This is a genomic window from Peribacillus sp. FSL E2-0159 (assembly GCF_038643155.1).
Lineage (GTDB): Bacteria > Bacillota > Bacilli > Bacillales > DSM-1321 > Peribacillus > Peribacillus simplex.
Genome location: NZ_CP152053.1, coordinates 4,895,888 through 4,921,329, shown reverse-complemented (window position 1 = coordinate 4,921,329; position 25,442 = coordinate 4,895,888). Strand labels below are relative to the sequence as shown.

The 25,442-nt window shown below is 36.6% G+C and carries 30 protein-coding genes and 2 pseudogenes; 26 read left to right on the top strand and 6 right to left on the bottom strand.

The annotated features are described in order from the left end of the window. Positions 1-583: 583 nt before the first annotated feature. From NYE63_RS24030 to tnpB, 4 genes and pseudogenes are all read left to right on the top strand, one after another. Positions 584-787: a helix-turn-helix transcriptional regulator gene (locus tag NYE63_RS24030; protein ID WP_063235833.1), complete on the top strand. Its 204-nt coding sequence runs from the start codon at positions 584-586 to the stop codon at positions 785-787. A gap of 48 nt (positions 788-835) precedes the next feature. Then, entirely contained in the window at positions 836-1,042 is a 207-nt protein-coding gene (locus tag NYE63_RS24025) for a hypothetical protein (protein WP_063235834.1), read from the top strand. 133 nt (positions 1,043-1,175) lie between these two features. Next, positions 1,176-1,661: a GNAT family N-acetyltransferase gene (locus NYE63_RS24020; RefSeq protein ID WP_342603037.1), complete on the top strand. Its 486-nt coding sequence runs from the start codon at positions 1,176-1,178 to the stop codon at positions 1,659-1,661. Positions 1,662-1,902: 241 nt separating this feature from the next. Then, positions 1,903-3,101, top strand: a pseudogene (gene tnpB / locus NYE63_RS24015) (IS200/IS605 family element RNA-guided endonuclease TnpB). Between the two features lie 80 nt (positions 3,102-3,181). On the opposite strand, the gene nhaC reads toward tnpB, so the two are convergent. From nhaC to NYE63_RS24000, 3 genes are all read right to left on the bottom strand, one after another. After that, complete coding sequence (gene nhaC, locus NYE63_RS24010) at positions 3,182-4,705, bottom strand: Na+/H+ antiporter NhaC (RefSeq protein ID WP_342605861.1); 1,524 nt, start codon at positions 4,703-4,705, stop codon at positions 3,182-3,184. After that, a complete protein-coding gene (locus NYE63_RS24005; RefSeq protein ID WP_342603036.1) occupies positions 4,684-5,850 on the bottom strand; it encodes an alanine dehydrogenase in 1,167 nt (388 codons plus the stop codon). The genes nhaC and NYE63_RS24005 overlap by 22 nt, the downstream gene beginning before the upstream one ends. 233 nt (positions 5,851-6,083) lie before the next feature. Then, positions 6,084-7,493, bottom strand: coding sequence for a sigma 54-interacting transcriptional regulator (locus NYE63_RS24000; RefSeq protein WP_342603035.1), 1,410 nt, complete (start codon positions 7,491-7,493; stop codon positions 6,084-6,086). A 167-nt stretch (positions 7,494-7,660) separates the two neighbouring features. On the opposite strand from NYE63_RS24000, the gene NYE63_RS23995 reads away from it, so the two are divergent. The 6 genes from NYE63_RS23995 to NYE63_RS23970 all read left to right on the top strand — a co-directional run bounded on the left by NYE63_RS23995 (position 7,661) and on the right by NYE63_RS23970 (position 11,475). Beyond that, complete coding sequence (locus NYE63_RS23995) at positions 7,661-8,107, top strand: GNAT family N-acetyltransferase (protein ID WP_342603034.1); 447 nt, start codon at positions 7,661-7,663, stop codon at positions 8,105-8,107. A 57-nt stretch (positions 8,108-8,164) separates the two neighbouring features. Next, positions 8,165-8,695, top strand: a complete 531-nt coding sequence (locus NYE63_RS23990) for a PepSY-associated TM helix domain-containing protein (RefSeq protein ID WP_342603033.1) — start codon at positions 8,165-8,167, stop codon at positions 8,693-8,695. 14 nt (positions 8,696-8,709) lie between these two features. Further along, positions 8,710-9,132, top strand: coding sequence for a FosM family fosfomycin resistance protein (gene fosM, locus NYE63_RS23985; protein WP_342603032.1), 423 nt, complete (start codon positions 8,710-8,712; stop codon positions 9,130-9,132). Positions 9,133-9,160: 28 nt separating this feature from the next. Beyond that, positions 9,161-9,853 (top strand): aspartate/glutamate racemase family protein, encoded by a 693-nt coding sequence (locus tag NYE63_RS23980; protein ID WP_342603031.1) that lies wholly within the window; start codon positions 9,161-9,163, stop codon positions 9,851-9,853. A gap of 617 nt (positions 9,854-10,470) precedes the next feature. After that, the gene (locus NYE63_RS23975) at positions 10,471-10,668 is read left to right on the top strand and encodes a hypothetical protein (protein WP_342603030.1); all 198 of its coding nucleotides are present in this window, start codon (positions 10,471-10,473) and stop codon (positions 10,666-10,668) included. A gap of 441 nt (positions 10,669-11,109) precedes the next feature. Continuing rightward, positions 11,110-11,475, top strand: a complete 366-nt coding sequence (locus NYE63_RS23970; RefSeq protein WP_342603029.1) for a DUF4180 domain-containing protein — start codon at positions 11,110-11,112, stop codon at positions 11,473-11,475. Between the two features lie 269 nt (positions 11,476-11,744). Here the strand turns inward: NYE63_RS23970 and NYE63_RS23965 are convergent. Further along, positions 11,745-11,903 (bottom strand): annotated as a pseudogene (locus NYE63_RS23965) (pyridoxamine 5'-phosphate oxidase family protein); the annotation flags it as partial. Between the two features lie 401 nt (positions 11,904-12,304). Between NYE63_RS23965 and NYE63_RS23960 the strand changes: the two are divergent. The 9 genes from NYE63_RS23960 to NYE63_RS23920 all read left to right on the top strand — a co-directional run bounded on the left by NYE63_RS23960 (position 12,305) and on the right by NYE63_RS23920 (position 18,149). After that, on the top strand, positions 12,305-13,507 hold the full coding sequence (locus NYE63_RS23960) for a macrolide family glycosyltransferase (protein ID WP_342603028.1): 1,203 nt from the start codon (positions 12,305-12,307) through the stop codon (positions 13,505-13,507). A gap of 379 nt (positions 13,508-13,886) precedes the next feature. Next, positions 13,887-14,114, top strand: coding sequence for a hypothetical protein (locus tag NYE63_RS23955; RefSeq protein ID WP_342603027.1), 228 nt, complete (start codon positions 13,887-13,889; stop codon positions 14,112-14,114). 267 nt (positions 14,115-14,381) lie between these two features. Then, entirely contained in the window at positions 14,382-14,561 is a 180-nt protein-coding gene (locus NYE63_RS23950) for a hypothetical protein (RefSeq protein ID WP_342603026.1), read from the top strand. Between the two features lie 297 nt (positions 14,562-14,858). Further along, positions 14,859-15,278, top strand: a complete 420-nt coding sequence (locus NYE63_RS23945; RefSeq protein ID WP_342603025.1) for a VOC family protein — start codon at positions 14,859-14,861, stop codon at positions 15,276-15,278. 93 nt (positions 15,279-15,371) lie between these two features. After that, on the top strand, positions 15,372-15,746 hold the full coding sequence (locus NYE63_RS23940; protein ID WP_342603024.1) for a hypothetical protein: 375 nt from the start codon (positions 15,372-15,374) through the stop codon (positions 15,744-15,746). Between the two features lie 96 nt (positions 15,747-15,842). Then, the gene (locus NYE63_RS23935) at positions 15,843-16,106 is read left to right on the top strand and encodes a hypothetical protein (protein ID WP_342603023.1); all 264 of its coding nucleotides are present in this window, start codon (positions 15,843-15,845) and stop codon (positions 16,104-16,106) included. A gap of 63 nt (positions 16,107-16,169) precedes the next feature. After that, positions 16,170-16,385 (top strand): hypothetical protein, encoded by a 216-nt coding sequence (locus tag NYE63_RS23930; RefSeq protein ID WP_342603022.1) that lies wholly within the window; start codon positions 16,170-16,172, stop codon positions 16,383-16,385. Positions 16,386-16,599: 214 nt separating this feature from the next. Further along, positions 16,600-17,604, top strand: coding sequence for a phosphotransferase (locus tag NYE63_RS23925; protein WP_342603021.1), 1,005 nt, complete (start codon positions 16,600-16,602; stop codon positions 17,602-17,604). A 20-nt stretch (positions 17,605-17,624) separates the two neighbouring features. Then, entirely contained in the window at positions 17,625-18,149 is a 525-nt protein-coding gene (locus tag NYE63_RS23920) for a GNAT family N-acetyltransferase (RefSeq protein WP_342605860.1), read from the top strand. 92 nt (positions 18,150-18,241) lie between these two features. Here NYE63_RS23920 and NYE63_RS23915 read toward each other — a convergent pair whose 3' ends face one another. Then, positions 18,242-19,039: a peptidoglycan-binding protein gene (locus tag NYE63_RS23915; RefSeq protein WP_342603020.1), complete on the bottom strand. Its 798-nt coding sequence runs from the start codon at positions 19,037-19,039 to the stop codon at positions 18,242-18,244. 294 nt (positions 19,040-19,333) lie between these two features. On the opposite strand from NYE63_RS23915, the gene NYE63_RS23910 reads away from it, so the two are divergent. From NYE63_RS23910 to NYE63_RS23880, 7 genes are all read left to right on the top strand, one after another. Continuing rightward, positions 19,334-19,984 (top strand): HAD family hydrolase, encoded by a 651-nt coding sequence (locus tag NYE63_RS23910; protein ID WP_342605859.1) that lies wholly within the window; start codon positions 19,334-19,336, stop codon positions 19,982-19,984. A gap of 114 nt (positions 19,985-20,098) precedes the next feature. Beyond that, on the top strand, positions 20,099-20,605 hold the full coding sequence (locus NYE63_RS23905; protein WP_342603019.1) for a GNAT family N-acetyltransferase: 507 nt from the start codon (positions 20,099-20,101) through the stop codon (positions 20,603-20,605). Positions 20,606-20,656: 51 nt separating this feature from the next. After that, positions 20,657-20,896, top strand: a complete 240-nt coding sequence (locus tag NYE63_RS23900; protein WP_342603018.1) for a hypothetical protein — start codon at positions 20,657-20,659, stop codon at positions 20,894-20,896. Positions 20,897-21,254: 358 nt separating this feature from the next. Next, positions 21,255-22,187: an ATP-binding cassette domain-containing protein gene (locus NYE63_RS23895; protein WP_342603017.1), complete on the top strand. Its 933-nt coding sequence runs from the start codon at positions 21,255-21,257 to the stop codon at positions 22,185-22,187. Then, on the top strand, positions 22,187-23,143 hold the full coding sequence (locus NYE63_RS23890) for a DUF2705 family protein (protein WP_342603016.1): 957 nt from the start codon (positions 22,187-22,189) through the stop codon (positions 23,141-23,143). The genes NYE63_RS23895 and NYE63_RS23890 overlap by 1 nt, the downstream gene beginning before the upstream one ends. Positions 23,144-23,442: 299 nt before the next feature. Next, positions 23,443-23,985, top strand: a complete 543-nt coding sequence (locus NYE63_RS23885; protein ID WP_342603015.1) for a hypothetical protein — start codon at positions 23,443-23,445, stop codon at positions 23,983-23,985. Positions 23,986-24,171: 186 nt separating this feature from the next. Next, entirely contained in the window at positions 24,172-24,375 is a 204-nt protein-coding gene (locus NYE63_RS23880) for a zinc ribbon domain-containing protein (RefSeq protein ID WP_342603014.1), read from the top strand. A gap of 67 nt (positions 24,376-24,442) precedes the next feature. Here NYE63_RS23880 and NYE63_RS23875 read toward each other — a convergent pair whose 3' ends face one another. After that, on the bottom strand, positions 24,443-25,309 hold the full coding sequence (locus tag NYE63_RS23875; protein ID WP_342603013.1) for a LysR family transcriptional regulator: 867 nt from the start codon (positions 25,307-25,309) through the stop codon (positions 24,443-24,445). Positions 25,310-25,442 lie beyond the last annotated feature (133 nt).

The window sequence follows — 25,442 nt, the reverse complement described above, 5'->3', positions numbered from 1 at the left end:
AAGGCAGCTTTTTCTTTATGCATCGGGGCAGGTTAGTTGAAAGTTGTTGAATCAGTATTTACCCTTGACATTTGTTTTGAAACAGATTAACATGAAATCAACTTCACGTGAAGTTAACTTCATGTGAAGGGGACTTCACCCCCAGGTGAATAAGTGGTTAGGAGAGGTATGATTGAAAAATCTATTCATACAGCGTTTTTTAGTCTCAACGGTGATAATAATATTGGGAATCATTCAAATAATTCTCGATACATCACAAAGATTTAATTTTGGGTATATCATAGTCTTCCTAGGTGGAATAATTTTGTTGTACTCAACAATTTCTTACATAACATCCGGTAAGAATAAATCACTAGAAAAGGAACTATCGAAGGAGTACGACGAAAGAGATGCTTTAATTGATGGGAAAGTTGCTCGCTTTTCCTTGCAAATTCTGATGTGCGAAATTTTTATTCTTATGTTTATAACTAATTATGTCGTTATCCCAACAAATACTGCATTATTTGTTGTCTTAGTCTCATTAATAATTAGCCAAATTGGGTCTAGAAAGTATTACAATCATTTCCTTTAATTCGGAGGATTTATGAAAAATAGAGTAAAAGAATTGCGAATAGAATATGGAATAACGCAACAAGAATTAGCTGATAAAGTAAGTGTATCTTCTAGAACGATCATCTCATTAGAAAAACAAAAGTATAATCCATCTGTGTTACTTGCGTATAAAATAGCTTCAGTTTTTAATTTATCAATTGAAGAAACTTTTATTTTTGATGAGGATGACAAATAATACATTTCACAAAGATGAACATATTAAACAAACAACGGAGGAACATAAATGCTTAATGTATTATTTATTTTTGGGGCTGTTTTAATAGTTTGGGGTATTTATCGTATGAAAACAGATGATGGATTATTTGGGAAAAACCGGAAAAGTAAAAACATATTCAATTTAATGCTAATGGGAGAAGCTTCAGGATTAGGGCAATTTTTGAGTGGAATTCTGTGTATTATTATAGGGATTATTGCAGTTATTATGAAGTGAAGATCGGTGCTGCCTTTAAGGCAGCTCTTTCTTTATGCATCGGGCCAGGATAGTTATAGAATGAATAACGTGAAAATGACCTTAATGATAAAATTAGTTAAATAGACTTTTACATCATTAAAGGGGGAGAAGGATGGAAATTCGTTCAGTGAAAGGGTCAGATTACTATGCAATATCTCCACTAATCAATGAGTGGTGGGGCGGAAGACAAATGTCTGATATGTTGCCGAAGTTATTCTTTGATCATTTTACGAATACAAGTTTCATAGCCAAAAAGGAAGGGGAAATAGTCGGTTTCCTAATAGGGATTCTATCTCAATCTCAATCTGATGAGGCATATATTCACTTTGTTGGAGTACATCCTGAATACAGGAAAAATGATATCGGAAGACATTTATACAAGCAATTTTTTAATGTCGTTAATCAAAATGGTCGCAATATTGTCCGTTGTGTAACGTCTCCTGTCAACAAATCTTCAATTGCCTATCATACCAAGATGGGATTTGTAATTGAAGAGGGAGATAAATTAATAGATGGTGTTTCAGTCCACTCTGACTATGACGGACTTAATCAAGATAGAGTTTTATTCGTGAAACAGTTATCAAATTACGAGGACTGACAATGGAAAAAAGGTCGACCAGTAAAAATCTGGTCGATCTTTTCTCATAGAATCCACTAAGGCGGGACTGTCAGCTAAAGTGTTTTTTATCATTTCCCGCCAGATGACTCCCTCTTCAAGCGTGTGAAGGGCGAGAGCCCAAAGGTAAGGGGGAGATGAATGGCGGTTGGCATAAGCCAAAGTAATCTTTTTGACAAACATACGTTCCCTAGTTAATAATAACTATAAGGGGGTGAAACCAATGGTTGTAAACAAAACTTATAAATTTCGAATCTATCCAACGAAGGAACAACTAGTTCTCATCAATAAAACGATCGGCTGCTCCCGTTTTGTCTATAACTTCTTTTTAGGAAAACAGAAGGAGAAAGATGCCTACTGGTATATCTGTGAAGAAATGAAGCAAAACGGCCAATTACCCTCTAATGAATGGAAAGGTTCTTTTCTGAATAAATACGCAACAATCAAAGAACTTCCAGCTTTAAAGAAAGAGTATTATTTCCTGAAAGAAGTAGACAGTATAGCCTTACAGAAATCGGTGGAAAATCTAGCAGATGCCTATAGTCGATATTACAAAACAAGTCACCACGCTTCAAATCGAAAAAGAATCCGGTCCAGTCCTACACGACTAAACATACGAATGGAAATATCGGAATAATAGGAAACCAAATCAAATTGCCCAAACTCGGTCTAGTACGTTTTGCTAAAAGCCGCGAAGTCGAAGGGCGAATCATCAATGCCACAATCAGGCGGAACCCTTCGGGTAAATATTTCATTTCAGTTTTAGCCGAAACCGATGTACAAGTACATCCTAAAACGAATCGTTCGTGCGGGGTAGATGTTGGTTTGAAGAACTTTGCGATTCTTTCAGATGGTACGGTCTATCAAAACCCAAAATTCTTCCGGACGGTCGAAAAAAAATTGGCCAAAGCACAACGGATTCTTTCAAGGCGACAAGAAATAGCCTTGAATCGAAATAACCCATTGGCTGAAGCCAAAAACTATCAAAAACAAAAACGAAAAGTGGCCATCCTACACGAAAAAATTTCAAATGCCCGAATGGATTACTTACATAAAGTCTCTACCGAAATCATCAAAAACCACGATGTTATTGGAATGGAAGACTTGCAAGTGTCCAATATGATGAAAGATCACAAACTAGCTAAAGCGATTAGTGAAGTATCTTGGTCCCAACTCAAAAAAATGTTGGAATACAAAGCAAAATGGTATGGTAAACAAATCGTGACCGTATCTAAAACGTTTGCTTCTAGCCAATTGTGTTCTGGCTGCGGGTACCAAAATAAAGACGTTAAACATCTGAATCTTCGTGTATGGGATTGTCCTTCTTGTTCTTCTCACCACGATCGAGATATTAACGCAGGAATCAATCTAATGAATGAAGCCATAAGGCTTCTAACCGTAGGAACGACGGGAGTAGCCTAATTAAAAATTGGCCGATAGGCTAATGTTCTTAGGAATCCCCCACTTCAATCAGACCGTAAGGTCGATAAGTGGCGGGTAGTTCAATCATTGCTTATCTTTTTCTGCATAAACGTTTTTTCTTCTGGATGTTCTTTATCCTCGTTTACATTTCCTTTTTCTTTAAATATTGCAAATCCTGTTAGTGCGTAAATGATGGCAAGAATAGGTGTTAAGACGGCTTGATAAGCATACGGGAAAAAATCCAATGTCGAGACTCCTAATACCCCTGATAAATAAATGGCCGTTAACGACCAAGGAACGAGATAGGAAAACATGGTTCCGCCATCTTCTAACGTTCGGGAAAGAACGGTTAGCGAAACGTTATGTTTTTTATAAGCGGATTTAAACATTTGACCAGGTAATATGATGGACATATATTGACTTGCTGTAAGCATATCTGTAACTAATCCCGAGAATAAGGTTGTTAAAACAAGACTTCGTGCACTTTTGATCGCATTTTTAATGCTGCCTAGAATAGCACTTACAATACCTGTTCTTTGTAATATCTCTCCAAAACCGAGAATTAAAATGGATAGAGTAACAGTCGGCATCATGTTTGCTATACCGCCTCTATTAAGTAAGTTGTCGACTTGTTCCACTCCGGTCTGTATTTGGAACCCTTTAGATAATGCGGTGAAAATGGTGTTTATATCATAATTTGTTTGAATTAAGGCAGCAGCAACCACCCCGCCTAATGCTGATATTAACAAGGCAATTAATGGAGGAACTTTCTTTGCAGCTAATAAAATCGTTAAAACCGGTACTAGCAGCAAAAAGGGACTAATCACAAAGTGTTTAGACAACGTATCTGTAATTAATTCTATTTTGGTCACATCCAACGAATTATGGGAAAACTTCATTCCTTGAATTCCATACAAGATTGTACTGATGACCAGTATTGGGAGAACGGAATAAAGCATGGACCGAATATGGCTCGTGAGTTCAACACCCGTAACAGCGACTGCCAAGTTTGTAGTGTCGGCGAATGGCGAGATTTTATTTCCAAATATGGCCCCTGATACAACCATACCTGCTGTTAGTGCCGGTGGTATTCCCATTCCATAGCCAATGCCCATAAATGCAACCCCAAGTGTTCCTGCTGATGCATAAGCGCTGCCGATAAAAAAGGACGTAACACATAATATCAGAAAACCTGATACTAAAAACACGGTGGGAGACAATAATTTTAGCCCATAAAAAATAATGGAGGGGACAATTCCCGAGACAATCCAGGAACCAATGACCATTCCTACACTCATTAAAATCAACACGACTAGCAATGATTTCTTACAACCATCAACAAAGTATTCCTGCAGTTCCTTGCCTTTAAATCCCTGGGTCAATAAAACGATGGAAATGGCGATGGTAGCGACAATAAATACTATATCAGTAGGCAGTTTCAAAATGCCGTTGCCGATTGATAAAACCGTTATTAATACAAGAATAGTCAGCAATGCCACCTTGAGTGAAACCTTTTTTTCAACTTCATTCATGGATTTTTCTCCCCCCTTAACACTTCTTTCTTTATTAAAAAGTTGATGGGCTAACTCATTTTCATCGGTAATTTTGTAGTTGTAGCATTAGGTACAAAATCGAGATCATTGCGATCCGTTAAACCCAGTGCTTCTTCCGGAAATGTAAATTCCCTGCTTTGAACGACACACGTTTCTTCATGTGTAAGAATGCCTTTATATACGGTTAAGCTTCTTCTTAAGTACCCATCTCTCCTACACGCCTCCGCTACACCGTTGTTCGCGATAGACCGGATATGAGGTAACACGGCTGCAGCGTAGGCTTTAGAGGCAGTATGCGGTGCAGCTCCTGGTATATTATCGACTCCGTAATGAACTACGCCATCTAACACATAAGTGGGGTCTGCATGTGTTGTCGGTTTATAGGTTTCAATTGCCCCGCCTACATCCGCACTGATGTCTACAATCACTGAACCTTTTTTCATGATCTTTAGCATATCTCTGGTAATTAAATGATCTTTTCTATGTTTTGGCCATTTAACACAATTGATGACTAAGTCTATATCTTGAAGGACTTTCTTAATACTTTGTTGATTGGAAATCATTGTGTTTACATTCTTAGGAAAAATTTCTTGACAATGCCTTAATGTACCTATATTAATGTCCATCAGGGTGACGTCAGCACCTAAGGCGGAAACAATTTCTGTAGCTGCTTTTCCAACAATTCCAGCTCCAAGTACCAAGACATTCGCTCCCGATGCGCCGCCAATTCCGCATATAAGCTGTCCGTTTCCTCCATTTATACTAAGCAAATGATAAGCTCCCATTAAAGCCCCTAATTTACCTGCAACTTCACAATTCGGGGAACCGTATCTATGGGAATCTTCTGCCGTAAGTGCAATCACTTTTTTCTTAATTAATACATCCACTTCTTCTCTGTTTGAAGCCGGATGGAGGCAGGCGAAGACAATTTGATTTTCCCTTAACAGCTCATATTCTTCAGGTGAAATTTCCTTAACTTTTACAATAAAGTCAGCTTCCTTAAATATTTCGTCCATTGTCACTCTGATTTGTGCGCCTGCTTCAATATACTCTTCATCAGTGAAGCCAGCTTTCAAACCAGCTTCTGTCTCGATTAACACGCAATGCCCATCTCCAACTAACTCAGCAGTTTCTATTGGCGTAAATACAACGCGATCTTCTCCAGCTTTGATTTCCCTCGGCATACCAATTTTCATAACTATACCCCTTCTTCCTATTTTTTATAGAAATGAAATGCTTTGTGTTACATCTGTAAACTTAGCAAGAAGTATGCCAAGAGAACTCATCATTTTCCGCTGTTTTATGCGGAAAATAAGCGTTTCTCTTTATGAAAAAGTCGATTTCAGATAGTGAAAATGATTTAATTGTTAATATTTAAGCAATGGATGTTATATTTTGGGCACTTTCTACATCGTTTATTTGTCCATTGTTAGCTTTTGGGCACTATTTCGTACAATCTGATCTTATTTTGCAAAGTCTGTCTTGGTATTTCGAGTAATTTAGCTGCTTGCGATACGTTGTTTTTTGTTTGATTGATTGCTTTTTCGATCATGATCTTTTCTAATCTGGCAACAGCATCTTTTAATGGTTCAATCTGAAACTCTTCTTCACTATGTCTAATGAAATTTTTCACACGCTCTTCAATATCTTTCATTTGAAGTGTATCTTCCCATTCATCTATTTGATTGATCGCAAATTCAACAATATGTTCCAACTCCCGTACATTCCCTGGCCAGTCGTACCTCAAGAGAAAGTCATATACTTCTTTGGATACATTGGTAATATTTTTGTGCAGCAGCACATTATATTTAGAGATGAAAAAGTCCAATAAAGGCTTAATATCATTTTTCCGTTCACGTAATGGCGGAATATTGAGCGTCATTACACATAATCTGTAATATAAATCAAGCCGCATATCTTTATCCTTTACACAATCTTCAGGGCGTTTATTGGAGGCGGTGATTATACGCACATCAACCTTTCTAATATTTCTATCTCCTAATCTTCGAATATATCCGTCCTGCAGTACTCTTAATAACTTGGACTGGAGATGAATTGGCATTGAGTTAATCTCATCCAGAAAAATGGTTCCTCCTTCCGCTATTTCAAATAAACCTGGATTATTTTCTGCCCCTGTAAAACTTCCTTTTATAGTACCGAACAGAATACTTTCAATTAAGGCTTCCGGAATGGCTGCACAGTTTTGCGCAATGAAAGGCTTTTCTGCACGATTACTGGCATTATGCAGTGATTGGGCAAATAATTCTTTTCCTGTTCCGGTTTCACCATATATAAATACGGGGGAGCTTCCTTTAGCGATTTTTTCGGTTAAACTCTTTAAATTTTTCATTTGTTCATTATCAGTAATAATATCTTTTAACGTATATTTTGCTCGTTCTGGCCGTATATTTTCCAGTAATCGTTTATCACCTTTAAACATTTCCGAATTTATCTCGATTGCATTATTTGGAATTGAATCTTCTTTACTTCTTTCTTTCGATAATTCAATTGCACCAATAATTTTCCCATGGGCTCTGATTGGTAAAGAAATATTTGTGGTTTCAATTTTCCGTCCCATAAAATCAACAATTTCTTGCTTGCCTTTAAAAATAGGGCGACCTGTTTTCAGTGCATTTAATAACGTACTCGATTTTTCATTTAACGTAGGAAATACAGAAAATAAGCTTTCTCCTAATATTTCCTCACGTTCGCGAATTTCAGAGTGAAATATAGGATTAAATTTGATTGTAAATAAGATTGTCCCTTTATTATCTATAATGGTAATGCCATCAATGTATTTCAGTTGATCTAGAATCTCATAATTATCTAATCTGCTCATTGGATTCCCCTCCATGATTTTGTAGTTGTCTAGTATTTTAGGTGATTTTCTTCTTCTTAGGCAGCTCTTCTTTTATGGTCCTATAGGGACAGGTCAGTTCAATAAAGATAATATATAATTTGGATTAATATACAAAATTTTAATGAAAATAGAAAGGACGCATGAATATGACAGAAATGATACCACTGACATCGGAGAATTTGGAGCTATGTATCGAACTCTATATGAACGTTTTTAATAGTGAACCATGGAATGAAAGATGGACATATGAAACGGCTAAAGAGAGACTTTCAGACTTATTGCACACGCCTAAATTTCTTGGCTTTTTATTTCATATTGATCACAATCCAGTTGGTTTCATTGCTGGAAATAGTAAGGTGTCCTATCAAGGTTTAACTTATTATTTGGCAGAGCTTTGTGTGAATAATGAAATGCAAGGTAAAGGGCATGGCTCAAAAATGCTTCATTCTCTAGAAGATGAACTGCAGAAAAGAGAGATTAAAAGTTTATATTTATTGACTGCTAATGACGGGCATGCAGAAGCATTTTATCTAAAAAATGATTATGTTGTAAATGAAGATAGGGTGGTTATGAAGAAAAAATTATTCCCTTGATCTTACTTCTAAGGAAAGGGAAAAGGCGAAAAAATTGTCAAGGGATGTGTTGAAACATTGTCGAAATCTGTAAAGTTGTATCAATTAAGCCGAAAAGTACATAAATGGACTGGATTGATTTTATCCGTTTTTTTTATGTTCATCGCAGTTACAGGCCTCGTGCTAGTTTATATGTTACCACTCGGAGTGGCTGATGAGTTAAGGACGGGAAAAGAGGCGGGGCCAGATCAAGCGATACCTATGGAGAAGGTCGTGTCCATTGCTACGTCTCAGGATCTTCCTGGTGTGAAATCGGTTGAAGATATATTTAGAATTGAATATAGACCAAGTGCAAATGTGTACCAGGTTCGCTTTAATAACGGTCAAGGTGTTCAAATAGATGTGAGTACGGGAAAAGTGTTATCCACAAATCCGGATTATTCGACTTTCCTCATTACTTTGCATGATGGATCGTTCTTTGGCGATTGGTATAGATACACTATCCTCACAATGACCGGTTTATCCTTAATACTGCTGTCATTTTCAGGGTATTACATGTTCGGTTATCCTCTCTATAAGCGTCTAATGGCGAAAAAAAAGCAATCTTAATATGAGGTGGTAATGTGTCTATAACTGGTTTGAATCACTTTTTATTTTCAGTTTCTAATTTAGAAAGTTCCATTGAGTTTTATCAAAATGTTTTTGATGCAAAATTGTTGGTTAAGGGGAGAAACACTGCCTATTTTGATTTGAATGGAATGTGGATTGCCCTGAATGTAGAAAAAGATATTCCCCGTAATGAAATAAGCCAATCATACACACATATAGCATTTTCCATAGAAGAAGCTGACTTTATGAACATGTACGAGAAACTAAAGGAATTGAATGTAAACATCCTGTCAGGACGTCCAAGAGATGAAAGGGATAAGAAGTCCATTTATTTCACTGATCCAGATGGTCATAAGTTCGAATTTCATACAGGTACTTTAAAAGATAGAATAGATTACTACAAACAAGAAAAAGCACATATGGAGTTTTTCGACTGATAAGTAAGCTATGAAAAGGGGAATATTTGTGAAAACTATCGGCCTTATTGGCGGAATGAGCTGGGAGTCATCGTTAGCATATTATCGACTCATCAACGAAGAAGTAAAAGTCAAATTGGGAGGATTGCATTCAGCCAAGTGCATTTTATATAGCGTCGATTTTGAAGAAATCGAACGCTATCAAGCTGAGGGAGATTGGGAAAGCTCTGGTAAATTATTAGGCGATGTAGCCCTGTCTTTGGAAAAGGCAGGTGCCGAAATGATTGTGATTTGTACAAATACGATGCATAAAGTGATCGGATATATTGAAGAAAAAGTCAGTTTACCGATTTTACACATTGCTGATTCAACAGCTAAACAAATTCAAAAGTCCAAAATCAGTACGGTTGGTTTACTTGGCACTAAATATACGATGGAGCAAGACTTTTATAAAACACGAATTGAGTCCAATGGTATCAAGGTTTTGATACCAAATGATGAGGATAGAAAAGTGATCAATAAAGTAATTTATGAAGAATTATGTTTAGGGGAAATTCAACAATCATCAAGGGAATATTACAAAAAGGTTATCAAGGGGTTAGTTGATGATGGAGCGGAAGGAATAATATTAGGCTGCACAGAAATTGGTTTACTAGTTAAACCAGAGGATTCAGAAGTGCCATTATTTGATACAGCTGTAATCCATGCCATTGAAGCTGTTAATATGGCATTAGAAAAATGATTGGTTTAGACATTGTGCGTAAATAAAAGGGGTTGCTGCGGCAGCCTTTTTTTGTGGAGATGGAGGGGCAGGATAATTCAGGTAATATGTGACTAAATAAATGGAATTATGTGTTAAAGTTTTACTAGAAGATATGGGACTCGATTTCAAGGGAGAAAAAGATGATAAATGTTATATATATATTTATTACTATTTTAATTTGGATCTTATCAGGAACTTTTTTGTTCATCCATAGTAAGGGGATGTTGAATGTTAGTCCTTGGGGGATGCACAATCATGTTAATATAACGATACAAATAGCAGTTATTATATTACCAGTCATTGGGCTATTTTTGTCCATTCTTATTAAGAAAAGATTTATAAAGTACGTAATGATTTTAGGATGTTTAATAAACATTTATTATCTCCCTATCCCATTTATCTTTGCCTGGTTACATTACTTTAAGGTCATTTAATACAGTAGTGATTTTTAGGAAAATTAAACTAACAGGAGCTTTTCTTCAATCTTTAAACATTTTCTACAATATTGTGCTTTTGCAGCCAATGAGGCAAGTTAGTTCAACAAGGGTTAATGCATTTGAAATGAATTTATATTGTAGTAAAGGAGAAGGTTGGATTTGATTAAGGTTGATACAGTTTTTTCATATGTTCTTCTCGGTGTGATCGTTTTTTACGCCTTGGAGTTGGTAGCTGCTGGTTCAGGTTTCGGGGTACTTCTTGGCGGAAGTTTTGGTTTACTTTTATTTATAGCTAATCATATTAGTAAGAATCAAAAAACAATGGATAATACGGAAGAACCTGATGACAAGCAATAAATATTTTAATAAGCTAACGCGTGCTTTCAATAACAGGGTTGCTGTGGCAGCTCTTTTTCTTATGGAATTAATGGGGCAGGTTAGTTGCAAAAGAACTGGTATAATTTGGAGAAAAGTAGAGTGTAGAGGTGAATTATGGCTTTCCTTATATTAGCAATCTTATTAATATTTTTATTTGACTTCACAAAAATGAGAAATCAAAATCAAACAATAATTAAACAGAATGAAAAGGTTATCTCACTGTTGGAAGAGATAAAAAATAAAAAAGCGTAGTTCTTAACCTAACAGGTGAAATAAGGGAGTTGCTCTGGCATCTCTTTTTTCTTATGGCACTAACAGGGCAGGATAGTTCAACAAGAAGTCTACTGTAAAATATAATTAGACGTATTAATGAAAATAAAACAAAAATCAGAGGATATTTACTGAAATGGGGGACTATTAATGAAAACAAATACAATTAAACAGAATAATATTGAAATTGCTGTTATAAGCAGTAACAAGATACTAATTAAGGATGTTCAGTCGGCATTGGATTTTATAGCGACAGTACAGTATGAAACTGGCTGTAACCGTATAATTTTGAATAAATCGGCAATATGTGAGGACTTTTTTCACTTAAGTACGAAACTTGCAGGGGAAATATTACAAAAGTTTATCAATTATCACGTGAAAATGGCCGTTGTAGGAGACTTTTCTGTATATTCAAGTAAAAGTTTGAAAGACTTTATTTATGAGAGTAATAAAGGGAAGGATATATTTTTCTTTCCAGATGAAAAGCAGGCAATTGAAAAACTAAGTTTAGTGTAATCATTACTGATAAAGATAATTTCTTTTATATATCAAAGATAGTGAAAGTTTGTACTTAAAGTAGCGGAGTGTGTTGGTTGAGCAAGAATGGAGGAAGCCCTTTAAATAGGCTCTGTTAATTTTTATTTAATTAACAAGATAAAATTTAAGCTGCCTTAAAGACAGCTCCGATCTTCAGCTAACGCACCCGTTAGTTTAAGTGTATCTCTTCACTATTCCAATCGGCGTTCTGTTATGTTCCCTTCTTTCATTTTTATATTAGGCTCAGTTATTTCGGTAGATGATAGGATGCGAAGGGTATCATATCCTTTTGGAGAAAGGTTTACATGCCCCTCCGCATCCAAAGGTGCCGATGCAATAAAAAACAAATGCTGTTTCTTTATGAATTTTTGATGCTCAGATAACATTTCCGGAAAGTACTTTGCCATAATAATTCCCTCCAACGAATATCTATTTTAAAATATAAGTTCTATATTAATGTGTGTATTACCTTTTTCAGCTAAACTCCTCTGATGTTCACAAAAAATCGATACCTAAATACAGTCTCATTTTCCCTTTGAGAATGCGGCTGTTTCAAAAAAAGTGCTTCCTTAAGACATCACTCGTGATTACATAACAAAAAAACTGGTTTCTAAAATCCTTCTATTCAACAATCTGGCCCTTTAGTTGAAGAAGAATGGTACCCTAAACGATATTAATTTTAGATTACAAGGGTGAATAAGAATTTGAGATTTTCAAGTATTGTACTATGATAAATTTAAATTATTTGAGTTGGGAAGGGTATGGGACAGTGACCTTACTCTTACAGAATTATCTAAGGAGTGGTAAAATGGCACGTGTTTTATTTATTAATGGTGGATCAGAAGGACATATCAATCCAACTATTGGAGTTGTGCAAGAGCTTATTTCGCGTGGAGAAGAGGTAGTGTACTTTACGATAGAAGCTTTTCGAGAACGTATTGAGAATGCGGGAGCTACTGTACGAACAATTGACGGTGAAAAATTTATAAAAGCTTTTCTCTCAGGTGGAAGAAATTATTTACTCGAAAGAATCAACGGTCTTTTACGTACGGTAGATATCGTCATACCTAGCGTTCTTGAACAGATCAAAGGAGAACATTTTGATTACATCATCCATGATTCCATGTTTGGTTGTGGACGTTTACTTGCCCAAATCCTTAAACTTCCCGCAATCAATTCTTGTACTTCTTTTGCGCAGACAAATGCATCATTCGATAAAATGCTGGAACAGCTTTCTAAAGAAATTCCTACAGAAATAGTTAAACCTATATACGATGAATTTCAAAGACTGACGGTAATGGTGAAGGAAAAATATGATGTGGAGATCCATTCTCCTTACGAAGTTTTTTGTAATCCTGCACCACTTTCAATCGTTTATACAACTAGGGAGTTTCAACCTTTTGGAGAAGCATTCGACCAAACTTACAAATTTGTAGGTCCATCCATCTCTTCACGATTAAAACAGGATAACTTTGACCTTGCTGCTATCAAAGGAAAAAGTCCCATTTACATTTCACTCGGGACAGTTTTTAACCGTGCTGTTGATTTTTATAAGCTTTGTTTTGAAGCATTTGGAAATAGCAATCACACGGTTGTAATGTCGATCGGTCAACAAACCCCACTAATTGATTTAGGAGAGATCCCCCAAAACTTCATTGTAAAAAAATATGTTCCACAAACGGAAGTGCTAAAATACACCAAATTATTTATCACACATGGTGGAATGAATAGTACCAATGAGGGTCTCTACTACGGAGTTCCGCTAATTGTAATCCCACAAAGCGCGGATCAACCGATTATTGCTCACCAAGTTGCCAATATCGGAGCCGGTATTAGATTACAAATGCAAAGCTTGACTGCAAATCAACTACGTGAGGCCGCAGATCATGTGTTAAACGACCCATCTTTCCATAAAACTGTTTCAAATATAAGGGAATCCTTTCAAAAACCGGGTGGATATCACCAAGCTGTTGATGAGATTTTTGAATTTAAAAGTCAATACGATATTTAAAAATTAATTATCGATGGCATTTTATTAGTGGTTAAGGTAATTCCTTTTTTAATTTAGTAATGGATGATTTAAATTTTCAAATAGAACGAAGCGACAGTGTCGTATATTTGAGAAACTAAGCAAGGATCTGATTTCTTCAATTAATATGTGCTTTTTCAATAATAAAGGTTACTGCGGCAGCCTTTTTTTGTGGAGATGGAGGGGCAGCATAATTTAATAAAGAAAATTAAAATGAATCCCTCTATAAAATTTTCGCTGCATTCAGTGAAAAAAGGGAAATGAAAAAAGATTTTGATTTGGCAGGCTGGTTGAAAAAAATGAATAAACAATCATATAAGGTCCATTCTATATACAAGAATGATAAAAAGGAGATTACAAAGTGAAGCCATATGAAATAAAAAATATGATTATTGATGACGAGTTTGATGGTGAAGAATCGGTTACAGCTGATTTTACTCACAATTATAAAGATTATAGCATTACTTTAAAAAAAGCAGATCTTGAAATAATTAATACATGGGTTTTGGAGGATGGTTCATCTCTTCCAGCAAATTTACCAGGTACTATCATTGAATCAATAAGGGAGGATATTAAAAAGAGAATCTAGTCATTTGTACTAGATCTTTTTTATGGTCATTTTCTTAATTGAAGAAAAGTTTAGCCCTGGAAAGATGATAGGGTATCTTGTAGGAACCTATACAGCATTGATTCTCGGAAAGGTTCTTGCAGTTGGTTAGCAGATATAATTGGTGGTTTATCTACTACAATTTCCTTACCAATACTTATCGTATACCAAACACCAGCCAATATTATTATTTTACTTACCATATTTGGATTTCTCTATGGTGCACCATATGGGGTTAATGGTACGTATATGAGTGAAAGTTTCCCCACACATATTCGTGGTACAGCTGTAGGAGTATCATATAATATCGGGCGATTTGGTGCAGCGATAGCACCTGTTACCATTGGTATTATCGCGGAATCCCATTCTATCGGATTTGGCTTAGCCATCCTTGGCATAGCCTATGCATTAGCCAGAAAAAATGTATGATCCTTTTGAAAATAAATCTAAGGAACAGATAGAAAGTGATTCAGGCAATCATTCTGCGTAATTAAATTTAAACCGTATAGAGAAAAAATATATTTTATCGAATCTCATTGAAGCAAGATTAATAAGGTAAAAGTTGTAATAGGAGTTGCAGCTGCAGCTCTTTTTTTCAATACAATAAATGGTGAGGACAGTTGAATAAAGGAAAGTGGAATGTCTATCCAAATGATGGTATTTTAAGTTAAAGTGTGCTTGTGGATAGATTTAATTATGGAACGATTTTCAGAGGGGGATGGGACAATGGAAAGTAAATGGCCAAATGAAATGAAAGTAGCGCAAATCCGGGTTGCACGTCCTACTGATCAACTAAAAAAGGTTGTAAATTTCTATTGTGAAGGATTAGGTTTGAAAAAAATCGGTTCTTTTGAAGGGCATGAGGGATATGACGGCATCATGATTGGGCTTCCTGATTCCAGCTATCATCTGGAGTTTACTCAACATAAAGATGGCAGTCCTTGTCCTGCCCCATCAAAAGATAATCTGCTAGTCTTTTATATTCCTGAACGTAAAACCATTGAAGAAATCACAAGTAGATTGAAAGGTATGGGGTATGAACCGGTTTCTCCGGAAAATCCATATTGGGAAAAATTAGGTGTTACTATTGAAGATCCGGATGGTTGGAGAGTAGTTTTAATGAATTCGCCCGGCATAGGAAATTGAATTTCGAAATTGCATTGGAATGAAAATGACCGAAAAGCATGATGCTTTTCGATCGTTTTGGAGTGTATAAATTCGAGGGATGGGTTCGTCTCAATGAAAGATGGCGATGTTTCCAAGGACACAAATGAATATTTTCTACGTAGAAGCCAGCTAGATAGTAAATTAAGCTTCAGGTTGCTGGGGCAGCCTTTTTACATACGGAACATACATACTAAAAATTACGTCAGGATGAAAAGTGAGGAGTTCGATGAAGTGTTGGAAATGTTAGTATGTTTTTTTGTTTTTATAACGGGAGTCGTTTTTCTATATTTTGGTTTGTTTCAATACAATTGGCTGTATAAGGGTGTAAAAGAGATTGAAGAAGGCAATAATTTTCCTTTCATAAGCAGTTATTGGTTCTGGCGGATTTTGTTCATCGGAATCAGTTTATTCATCATTTTTACAACTGTAAACTCATTCTTTCGCTGAAAAGCCCTATTTATAAAATTTTGTAATGATTTATTTAGCCTTGGACATACTTAATTAAGATATCAAAAAGTAACATTTAATCAAGGAGGAAACCCAATGGCTAACGAAAATATACAAATGAAAATGGAGAACATTTGGAAGGATACATGTGGATCATGGGAAAACTGTACGGAAACTACAATTCAGTCATTCTTGGAAAAATCCGAAGAAAGCAATATAGATCCGCAATATTGCATGAGCTGGGTGGAACAGCATAAATCCCAAATACCTGAGTGGGATACCGTTTCAAAGGTATCGCTTGACTGGGTTAATCAACATACCTCAACGGGTTCACCCATTTCAATCAAGGAAGATTATTAAAAAGTTATACTTTTTCTAATTATGAATGGTACGGACTCTACTATGTTTAAGAGGTGAAAATAGTTGTCAAATAATGAGGAACAAAACGGTAAATCAAATTCACGGCAAGGTTCAGGGCATAACAATGATCCAGATTACAGAGTTAATGCTTGGGATGAAATGAATGGTGAAGATAAATTTGTACAATCAGCCATCCAAGAGGAATTCAATAATCCAGTAATCGAAGAAACAATCTTGAAGTTCAATAAAATAGCGAATGAAGAAGAAAAGGAAACTTGATTTTTGGACGCGCCCTATAGGGCGTTTTTTTTTTTGAGAAGGAAGAAGGAGCCGTTAATAAATTATTATGCAAAAGCACATATCTTTACCTTTTTGATTTATAAAAAAGAATGATATACAAATAAAGGGAAAAGGCATTTTGGTATCGTATAAAGCATAGTATAAATCGTTTTTATTAATAAAGTTAGCGATATCATTAATGGGAGTGAAGATCATGGAAGAGTCGGTAGAGCGGATTTTTTCTAATGAATTGGTGAAATTGGCTGGGCATTTTTTTCAAGTGAATGCTGGGAAGCCGGTTAAACTTGGGGATGCAGAGAACTACGTATTCGAGGTTTACAGGGATGGAACACCATACATCTTAAGAATGACACATCAATCACATCGTACAAAAGGGCAAGTGCTTGCTGAGTTAAAGTGGGTTGAGCATTTACAGAATAATGGTAGTGAAATTCCTAAAGTCATAACTTCGAAAGAAAATAACTTAGTTGAAATTGTGAAGGGTCTGGATGGTACGGAATTTTATTGTTGCCTGTTTGAAAAAGCTCCTGGTGTAAGGATGAAAGTCACTGATGAAAACTTCGACGGGCCATTATTTTTTGAATGGGGAAGAACCATTGGCCAAATGCATAAACAAACAAAAAGTTATAAGCCTGAAACAAAATATAAAAGGCTGGATTGGTATGAAGAAGAATTATTGAATGTCCAACTCTATTCATCCGATGTTCCAGAACAATTGATGCATCAACAAGAATTAATCTTGAAAAACTTAAATGCCCTTCCAGTTCATCAAGATAATTTCGGATTGATTCATTCTGATATACATAACGGAAATTTCCATTTTCATGAGGGGAAGATTCATGTTTTTGACTTTGATGACTGTTCTTATCACTGGTTTGCCAGTGATTTGGCGATACCTCTGTACTATTTGATATGGAGCTTGGAACGTGAAGGGATAAAAGGGCTCGATGAATATGCCGCAAAGTTCATGAGGGAATTTATAAAAGGTTATGAGACGGAAAATATCCTTGAACCTGTGGAATATGAAAAGATTCCTCTATTTTTAAAGTTAAGGGATTTAACATTATATAATTTTTTTCATAAAAAGTACGATTTGAAGAATGCGGATAGTCAATTATACAAAACCGTTCAAAAAATCGAACGTAGAATTATCGAAAGCCGTCCTATTGTTCACTTCGATCCGAATGTGGTTCATTGAGGGGGATTGGAATGTCTGAAATGAAAAATGATCGACTTGCATATTTGATTCGGACTGGTGAATTGGAAGATGCGGAAGCCGTTTTGGATGTACAGAAATCCGTTATTTCCGAAGGAGAGTATTTTATTGCCGTATCGGAGGAGTTCAATAAAACACCAGAACAACAAAGAGATTGGATACGAAGGATATTGGAAAATGATCGAGAAACCATCATCGTGGCCGAAATAAATGGTGAAGTGATTGGATGGATAGTATTTCAATCGGAAAATAGGAAGAGAATGTCTCACAAGGGCTCATTTGGGATCATGATTAGAAAAAATTTCAGAGGGATGGGAATTGGAAAAGAGCTTATTGAAGCACTATTGGAATGGGCAGAAGCCAATCCGTTCATTGAAAAGGTGAGTTTAGGAGTTTTTTCAACAAATCATCGGGCAATATCACTGTATAAAAGGATAGGGTTTATTGAAGAAGGCCGTAAAATCAAGGAATTTAAGATGAGCGAACGTGAATACGTCGATGATGTTATCATGTACAAGTTGGTTTGAACAGACCGAAAGAGCATGAATTGATTCAATACATGCTCTTCCGGTTTTGTTATGTATCTATTTTTATAGTAAAACGATGTTTATGTCATGCATTATTTAATTATTTTCACCTTAACTTGCTTTCTTCCCCACGTTAAAGCATCTGCTTCTTTTGCGATGAATACATCGATTCTGTTTCCTTTGATAGCGCCGCCCGTGTCTGCAGCGATGGCTTGTCCATAGCCTTCGACTTCAACGATGGAGCCTAGCGGAATCACGTTCGGATCGACTGCTATCAGTTTGGCATCATCATATTTTTCTAGGTCAACACCCATTCTTGTAGTTCCTGAGCATCCCTCGCAGCTCGCTGTATAAGCTGTACTTGTGACCGTCAGTTCTTTAACGGCTGAGCTTGCTGAACTGGCTCTTTCTTCTAATTTACTGAAGGTCCGGGCACCGGCTATTCCGTCAGCTGATAATCCCTTTTGCCTTTGAAAGTTCATGACGGCTTGCTTTGTTCCTGTTCCATAAATGCCATCGATCGTTGATGTGTAAACATCCCAGGCCTTCAATAATCTTTGCAGTTCAGCTACAGGACTTCCCATATCCCCGCTTTTCAGTACCTGTATTTTCTGATTCGTTTTTGTTCCTGCTATTCCATCGACTTTCAGTCCTGATTTTTCCTGATACTTCTTTACGGATTCTTTTGTAATCGGTCCGTAGTAACCTGTTGCTTCGTGATAGGGAAAGACCCCTTTTGTCAGTAATAATTCTTGTAATACTTTTACATCACTATTACTCATTCCAAATGAAAGTGTGCGATCCAAAGCAGCGGCCTCGCCTTTTGTTGGCATGCAAACTCCTAGAATGAATACAGAAGCCGTTAGGATCGTTAATAAAATTTTCTTCATGTTTATCCTCCTCGTTGTTTCCTGCAATTAAACGATTCGTTAAACTATCACTCTTTTAGGCGCAGTTAAGTAAAAACACCGCGAAGGCACTAAGTAATTGTTAAAACATGTAACAGAAAGAAAAGAAATGAGGCGGAGAACGGGTTACCATATCCTTAGTGATTAGCTAATTATGGAAAATAATCAGGCTTCATAAGGAACGAACGGAACCGTTTGGTTGAACAGGGGCATTCATTCATGTACGTTTAAGTTAATAGAAATTCTTTTTCACGGTTAAAGGAGGAAATTATTTTGATTAAAGCAGTTATTTTCGACTTTGATGGTTTAATATTAGACACAGAAACGGTTTGGTATGAGGCATATAAAGAAACGATGGCTTTTTATAAATCTAATTTGCCACTCGAACATTTTGTTAAATGTATTGGAACGGATAATATTGAACTTAATCAGTATTTCAAAGATCAGCTGGGGGATAGTTGTAATATTGAAGCAATTGAATCCAGAGCAAAAAGCATCCATGAAGTCAAAATGAAAACATCACAGGCACGTGAAGGTGTAAAGGATTATTTAGAAGAAGCAAAAAAAAATGGATATAAAATCGCCCTCGCTTCAAGCTCGACAAAAGAGTGGGTCACTCATCATTTGGGGGAACTCGGACTGTTACACTATTTTGAAGTGATTATCACAGGGGATGAAGTTGATAAAGTAAAACCAGCGCCTGATTTATATTTAAAGGCAATTGAAGTACTAGGCATTCAGCCCACAGAAGCCGTAGCATTTGAAGATTCCTTAAATGGGCTTCAAGCGGCCCTGACTGCAGGATTAAAGTGTGTAATCGTTCCTAATCCCGTGACGGAAGCTCTAGCATTTGAAAATCATCATTTACGCCTCCGATCCATGTTGGATAAGAGCTTGTCTGACGTTATCAAACATATTGAGCAATAAGCCTTCGAAGGAAAGTATAGTATGATAAAGGAATGAAACCACGCCGAAGATGGCAGAGTCTTCGGCTTTTCTGGTTTTTAATGAATGTTATATTTTGGTGGGGAGGGTGAGTTTATGGGATTGCATATCAATGACGAAGGAGTTCGGCTGCGGGAGGTCAAGGAGAGCGATCTTCCTATCTTTTTCGAGCAGCAATTGGATCCTGCCGCAAACTATATGGCTGCTTTCACATCTAAGGATCCATCAGACAAGGTGGCTTTTTTGACACACTGGAAGAATATCTTATCGAACCAGGATATCCAAAAAATGACGATAATCTGCAACGGATGTGTTGTGGGCAGCATTCTTAAGTTTGAACAGTTTGGTAACCCGGAAGTGAGTTATTGGATCGGGAAGCAATATTGGGGTAAAGGAGTCGCTTCAGAGGCACTGCTCAATTTTTTACCGAAAATAAAAGTCCGCCCTCTTTATGCCCGCGCAGCCAAGGATAACCTTGCATCCATCCGAGTGTTGGAAAAATGCGGGTTTGAAAGAATCGGTGAAGACAAAGGTTATTCCCATGCAAGGGGCAAAGAGGTTGAAGAATTCATTTTGAAACTTGAATCAGGAAACCCCCGTTAAGATAAGAATATAACAATATCGTTTAACCTATGAGGAAACGGGTGACATACAATGGGATATAAGATTTTTTCCATCATTTTTATTTTATGTGGTCTTTTTGTAATGTGGTTCGCCATTTTTGGCAAAAAGAAAGAGATCAAAGAGTTCGGCTCCGGAATACCAACGAATTTCATCGATGTAATTTTAATGATGATATATAAGCTTTTACCTTCCATTATTAGAAAAATCCTTCTTTTTGCCTTGGGTCTGGCTGTTTCTATCGGCTTTACCTATATATTGCTTAATTTATGATGAATTTCCCTTATTAGATAAAATTATCCTGAAACTTTATTCTTTCGGAATCGTACTAAATAGTAACAATATATAGGAGTTGTTGCTATTTCTAGGGAAAAAGTGATGGCAGAGTTATCAATCATGGTGGCGGGAAGTTGACGCCGACGGAAGGCTTTAACGAGAGTTCGATGTTATTGCTAAATAAGGATAGGAAGGGAAACGATCATTGGGTAAAAGAACGGTAAAATTCAAATCTATTAATTGCAGCTGATTCAAGGGGTGCTTATATCAAAATATCAGTATAGTAATAATATGCATAATATGGTAATATTGAATTTGTGTTATTTTGGAAAATATAAAAAAAGGAAGGTATTATATGTCTGAATCGGTTCTTAAGGTTCAATCCTTAACTAAAAAAATTGGAAAAGCAACCATCGTAGACAATGTTAGCTTTGAAATAAAAAGTAATGAAATATTTGGTTTGCTTGGTCCGAATGGGGCTGGTAAGACCACTATCATCCGTATGATCACAGGTCTTATCAATCGTACGGGCGGTACTGTCATGATCAATGGCAGTGACCTCGATAATGATTTCGAAGGTGCGATGAATCAATTGGGGGCCATTGTTGAAAATCCAGAGTTTTATAAGTACATGACAGGAAGAAAAAATATCCTGCATTATGCCCGAATGTCATCCAATGACATATCCAATGAGAGAATAGAAGAGGTCATAAAGCTTGTCAAACTGGATCATGCCATCGATAAGAAGGTTAAAACATATTCATTAGGGATGCGTCAGCGCCTTGGAGTGGCACAGGCCATTTTACATAAACCGTCGTTATTGATTTTTGATGAACCGACGAATGGCTTGGATCCACAAGGGATTCGTGAGTTTCGTGATTATTTGAAAGTACTGGCAAGTGAAGGCGTCGGAATATTGATTTCATCACATTTACTATCGGAAATGCAATTGATGTGTGATAGTTTTGCCGTTATCGAAAAGGGAAAACTGATACATACGAAAGAACATATTGTTGATGAAAAAACTGAAACGATCAATGAAGTTTCATTCACTGTCAGTGATGGGGAACTAGCTAAAAAAATCCTTCAAGAACAGTTTGTGGATATTACGATTCTAAAATATGATGCAAAAACAATCTCCGTATCGGCCACTCGTGAACAAACGGCCGAGTTAAACAGGAGTTTTAATGTAAATCAACTGGATGTCTATGAAATTGGCATTACTAGAAAATCACTAGAAGATAAATTCTTTGAAATCACTGAGCAGGAAATGAGGGAGTCTGTATGATGTCCTTAGTAAAAAATGAATGGATGAAAATCTTTTCAAAAGTATCAACTTATATATTCATCGCTTTTCTTTTATTGGCAGCATTAGGGGCTGCAGTCATCGATTATAAACTAACTCCCGAAGAAACGGGTAAAGATTGGAAGCAAGAGTTAAAGGCAGATATACAAGAACAGCAAAAGGCTTTGGAAGCTAAGGAAATCAGTGAAGATGAAAAAGCCGCTATCATGGACGAGATTAATTACAACAAGCAACTGTTGGCAGATAATATAAACCCTGACTTAAACACGAATTGGACCTATATGGCGGAATGGACTACATCATTAACATCATTTGTCACTTTATTCGTCGTTATTGTTTGCAGCTCACTCGTTTCCTCGGAATTTTCGGATGGTACCATTAAACAACTGTTGATCAGGCCTTATAAACGTTGGAAGATTCTACTTTCCAAATATATTACTTCCCTGTTATTTGCAACGTTATTACTGGCGAGCCTACTTATATTCAGTTATCTAATCGGAATCATATTCTTTGGCAATGGCTCGTATTCAGACAAAATCATGGATCCCGCATCTTTCGGTGAATTCAGTCCGGTGGTAGTCGGCGAATATTTCGTAGACATGATCGTTTACTGGATACCAGGATTCTTAGTCATCACGACCATCGCTTTCATGTTAAGCACATTATTTAAAAACCAAGCACTTGCAGTAGGTATATCCATTTTCATCCTATTTGCTTCTTCGACATTAAACATGGTCATTCAATCATTCATCGGTAAATACGAGTGGTTAAAATTCGTCTTATTCCCCCACCTTGATTTAAGGGGCTATATTTCCGGAACCATAGAAATGTTCGATGGAGCTACCCTTGGATTTTCAATGGGTGTACTCGGCATCTATTACTTTATCTTTTTAGCGCTGACTTTCTTCTTCTTCCAGAAAAAAGATATCACTAATTAAATAATCCTTACCGGAAAAACCGAAATCAGTGGCTGATTTCGGTTTTTCTTATGCAACAGAGAGAGCATGAGCCGTTTGCTACTTGAAACTAGGCAAAAAGTGAAACTTTCATCCAAATTTATCCGTATAAGATAATATGAGGATATTCAGTTGTGTAATAGGGGTGCAGAATGACTAGGGAAGCCCAATAATTCAGCCTGCACACCGATAATTTCGACCTACGCGGGAATAATTCGGACTACGTTGGAATAATTCGACCTACGCGAAAATAAACCGATAGAGATGGAGCAGATTTAAAGATGGGGAAAATGCATGATAAACGAAAGTTAATAATTGTACTTATTATTATTGGAACAGCATTAGGTTTCTATGTGTACTCGGCATTCTCTGAAAAATTGACAAAATCAACAGATTTGTCTGATGAATCTATCGGGGGATTTAAAGTTTTGGATAACATATCGAGTCCAGAATTTATTAGGGAATATGGAGAACCCATCGATCGAGATAATAATAATGCATATGATTATTATTATTGGAAAGGCGGGTTAAAAACGGCCTCTATCAATACAGACGAGGATAAAGGGAAAATTATGCGGTTAATCATTTCAAGTACGGACGACGCTCTATATGAAAACTCCCTTCAAACAAGCAAAGGTATTAAATTAGGAAGTAAGAAAGCAGACGTTCTTTCAAAGTATGGAGATCATTATTATAAAAGTTATGAACAGGGAGCGGATATTATCGGCTACATTGATCATAAACGGAATATTACTTTAGAATTTTGGTGTGTTCAAGGTGGAAGGGTTGCAGAAATACGATTGGATGATGCAGAGGTTATTTAATGTTCTTTCACGTGTGTCCTCGATTAAGGGGTTTGGCCGTTTAAGATAGCGATGCGATAAAGATTAGGTTCTGGGGATTAATTTCCATTTTTTATAAGTTCTGAAACCATTCATTACTTTATCCGTATATTTAATTATGTACGGTGCTGGACCGGTATTTATATATAGATTGGGAGATGAAGGATCATGAGCGAAAAGGGTTGTATGAAATGTGGAAGCAATGATGCTGCTAAGAAGGATGTAGCGATGACAGGAACAGGATTGTCAAAAATGTTCGATGTACAGAATAATCAATTTACGGTGGTATATTGCAAGAATTGCGGTTATTCGGAGTTTTATAATAGGCAATCATCTTCAGGCAGTAATCTGCTGGATCTATTCTTTGGATGATCACTGCACGTTAAGAATCCCCTTTTTCATGAAAAGGGGATTCTTGTTTTTTCATGATGTCAGCCCATTACCCGATGAAATGGTCTTGAACGACTTTTGAAAATTCCTTTGCGACGGGTGAAAGGTCTTTAGACGACTTCATGACCAATCCAATCTCCCGGGAAAGTTCCGGATTCAAGGGCAAGCTTTTGATACGTTCCGGTTTTTCCGGCAAAGCCAGGTCGGGCATAATCGTGATGCCTAATTTTCCTGCTACCATTGATAGGACCGTTTGATTGTCTTTAATGTCATATGAAATGTTTGGTTTTAGCTTGGCTTCAAGGAACCTATCTTCTATAAGTGTTTCACAGCCAGATCGTAGCATGATGAATGGTTCATCAGCGAAGTCCTCAAGATTGATTCCGGTTTTCTCCGAAAGTGGATGGCCTTCGTATACGACGGCTGATAAAGGATCTGTTAGCAGATGGATGAATTCCACATTCTTAACTGGTTTTGCTGCAAAGCCCACGTCCACTGTTCCTTCTTCGATCCATTTTAAGATTTCCTCATATCCACCTTCATGAATCAGCAATTCGATATTAGGGTATTTTTCTTTAAAGGCAGAGAATAGCTGCGGTATGAATCTGGCAGTGAAGCTTGGAAAACTGCCAATCGTTATTTTCCCGATTTCCATTCCATTCACAGCTGCAATTTTTTGTTCGATATGTGCGAGGTTGGCAGCGATGGCCCGCATATGTGGAATTACCTGCTCTCCCGCAGTCGTGAGTGTTACTCCTTTTCGATCACGTTTTAATAAAGTCACACCAAGCTCCGTTTCAAGCGCTGTAATGTTATGGCTCACACCTGATTGAGTCAGTCCGATCCGGTCTCCCGCTTTCGTAAAACTTCCGTGTTCAACAACATGTAAAAACACTTCCAACTGAAAAAAGTTCAAATGCCCCACACCTTTCTTCTAATGAATTATACATGAGAAACTCTAATCCAAGTAATGAAAAACATTCATTTTACTTATGATGTGGTCGAGAATACAATAAAATTACAAAAATAAAATACGAATGGGTGATGGA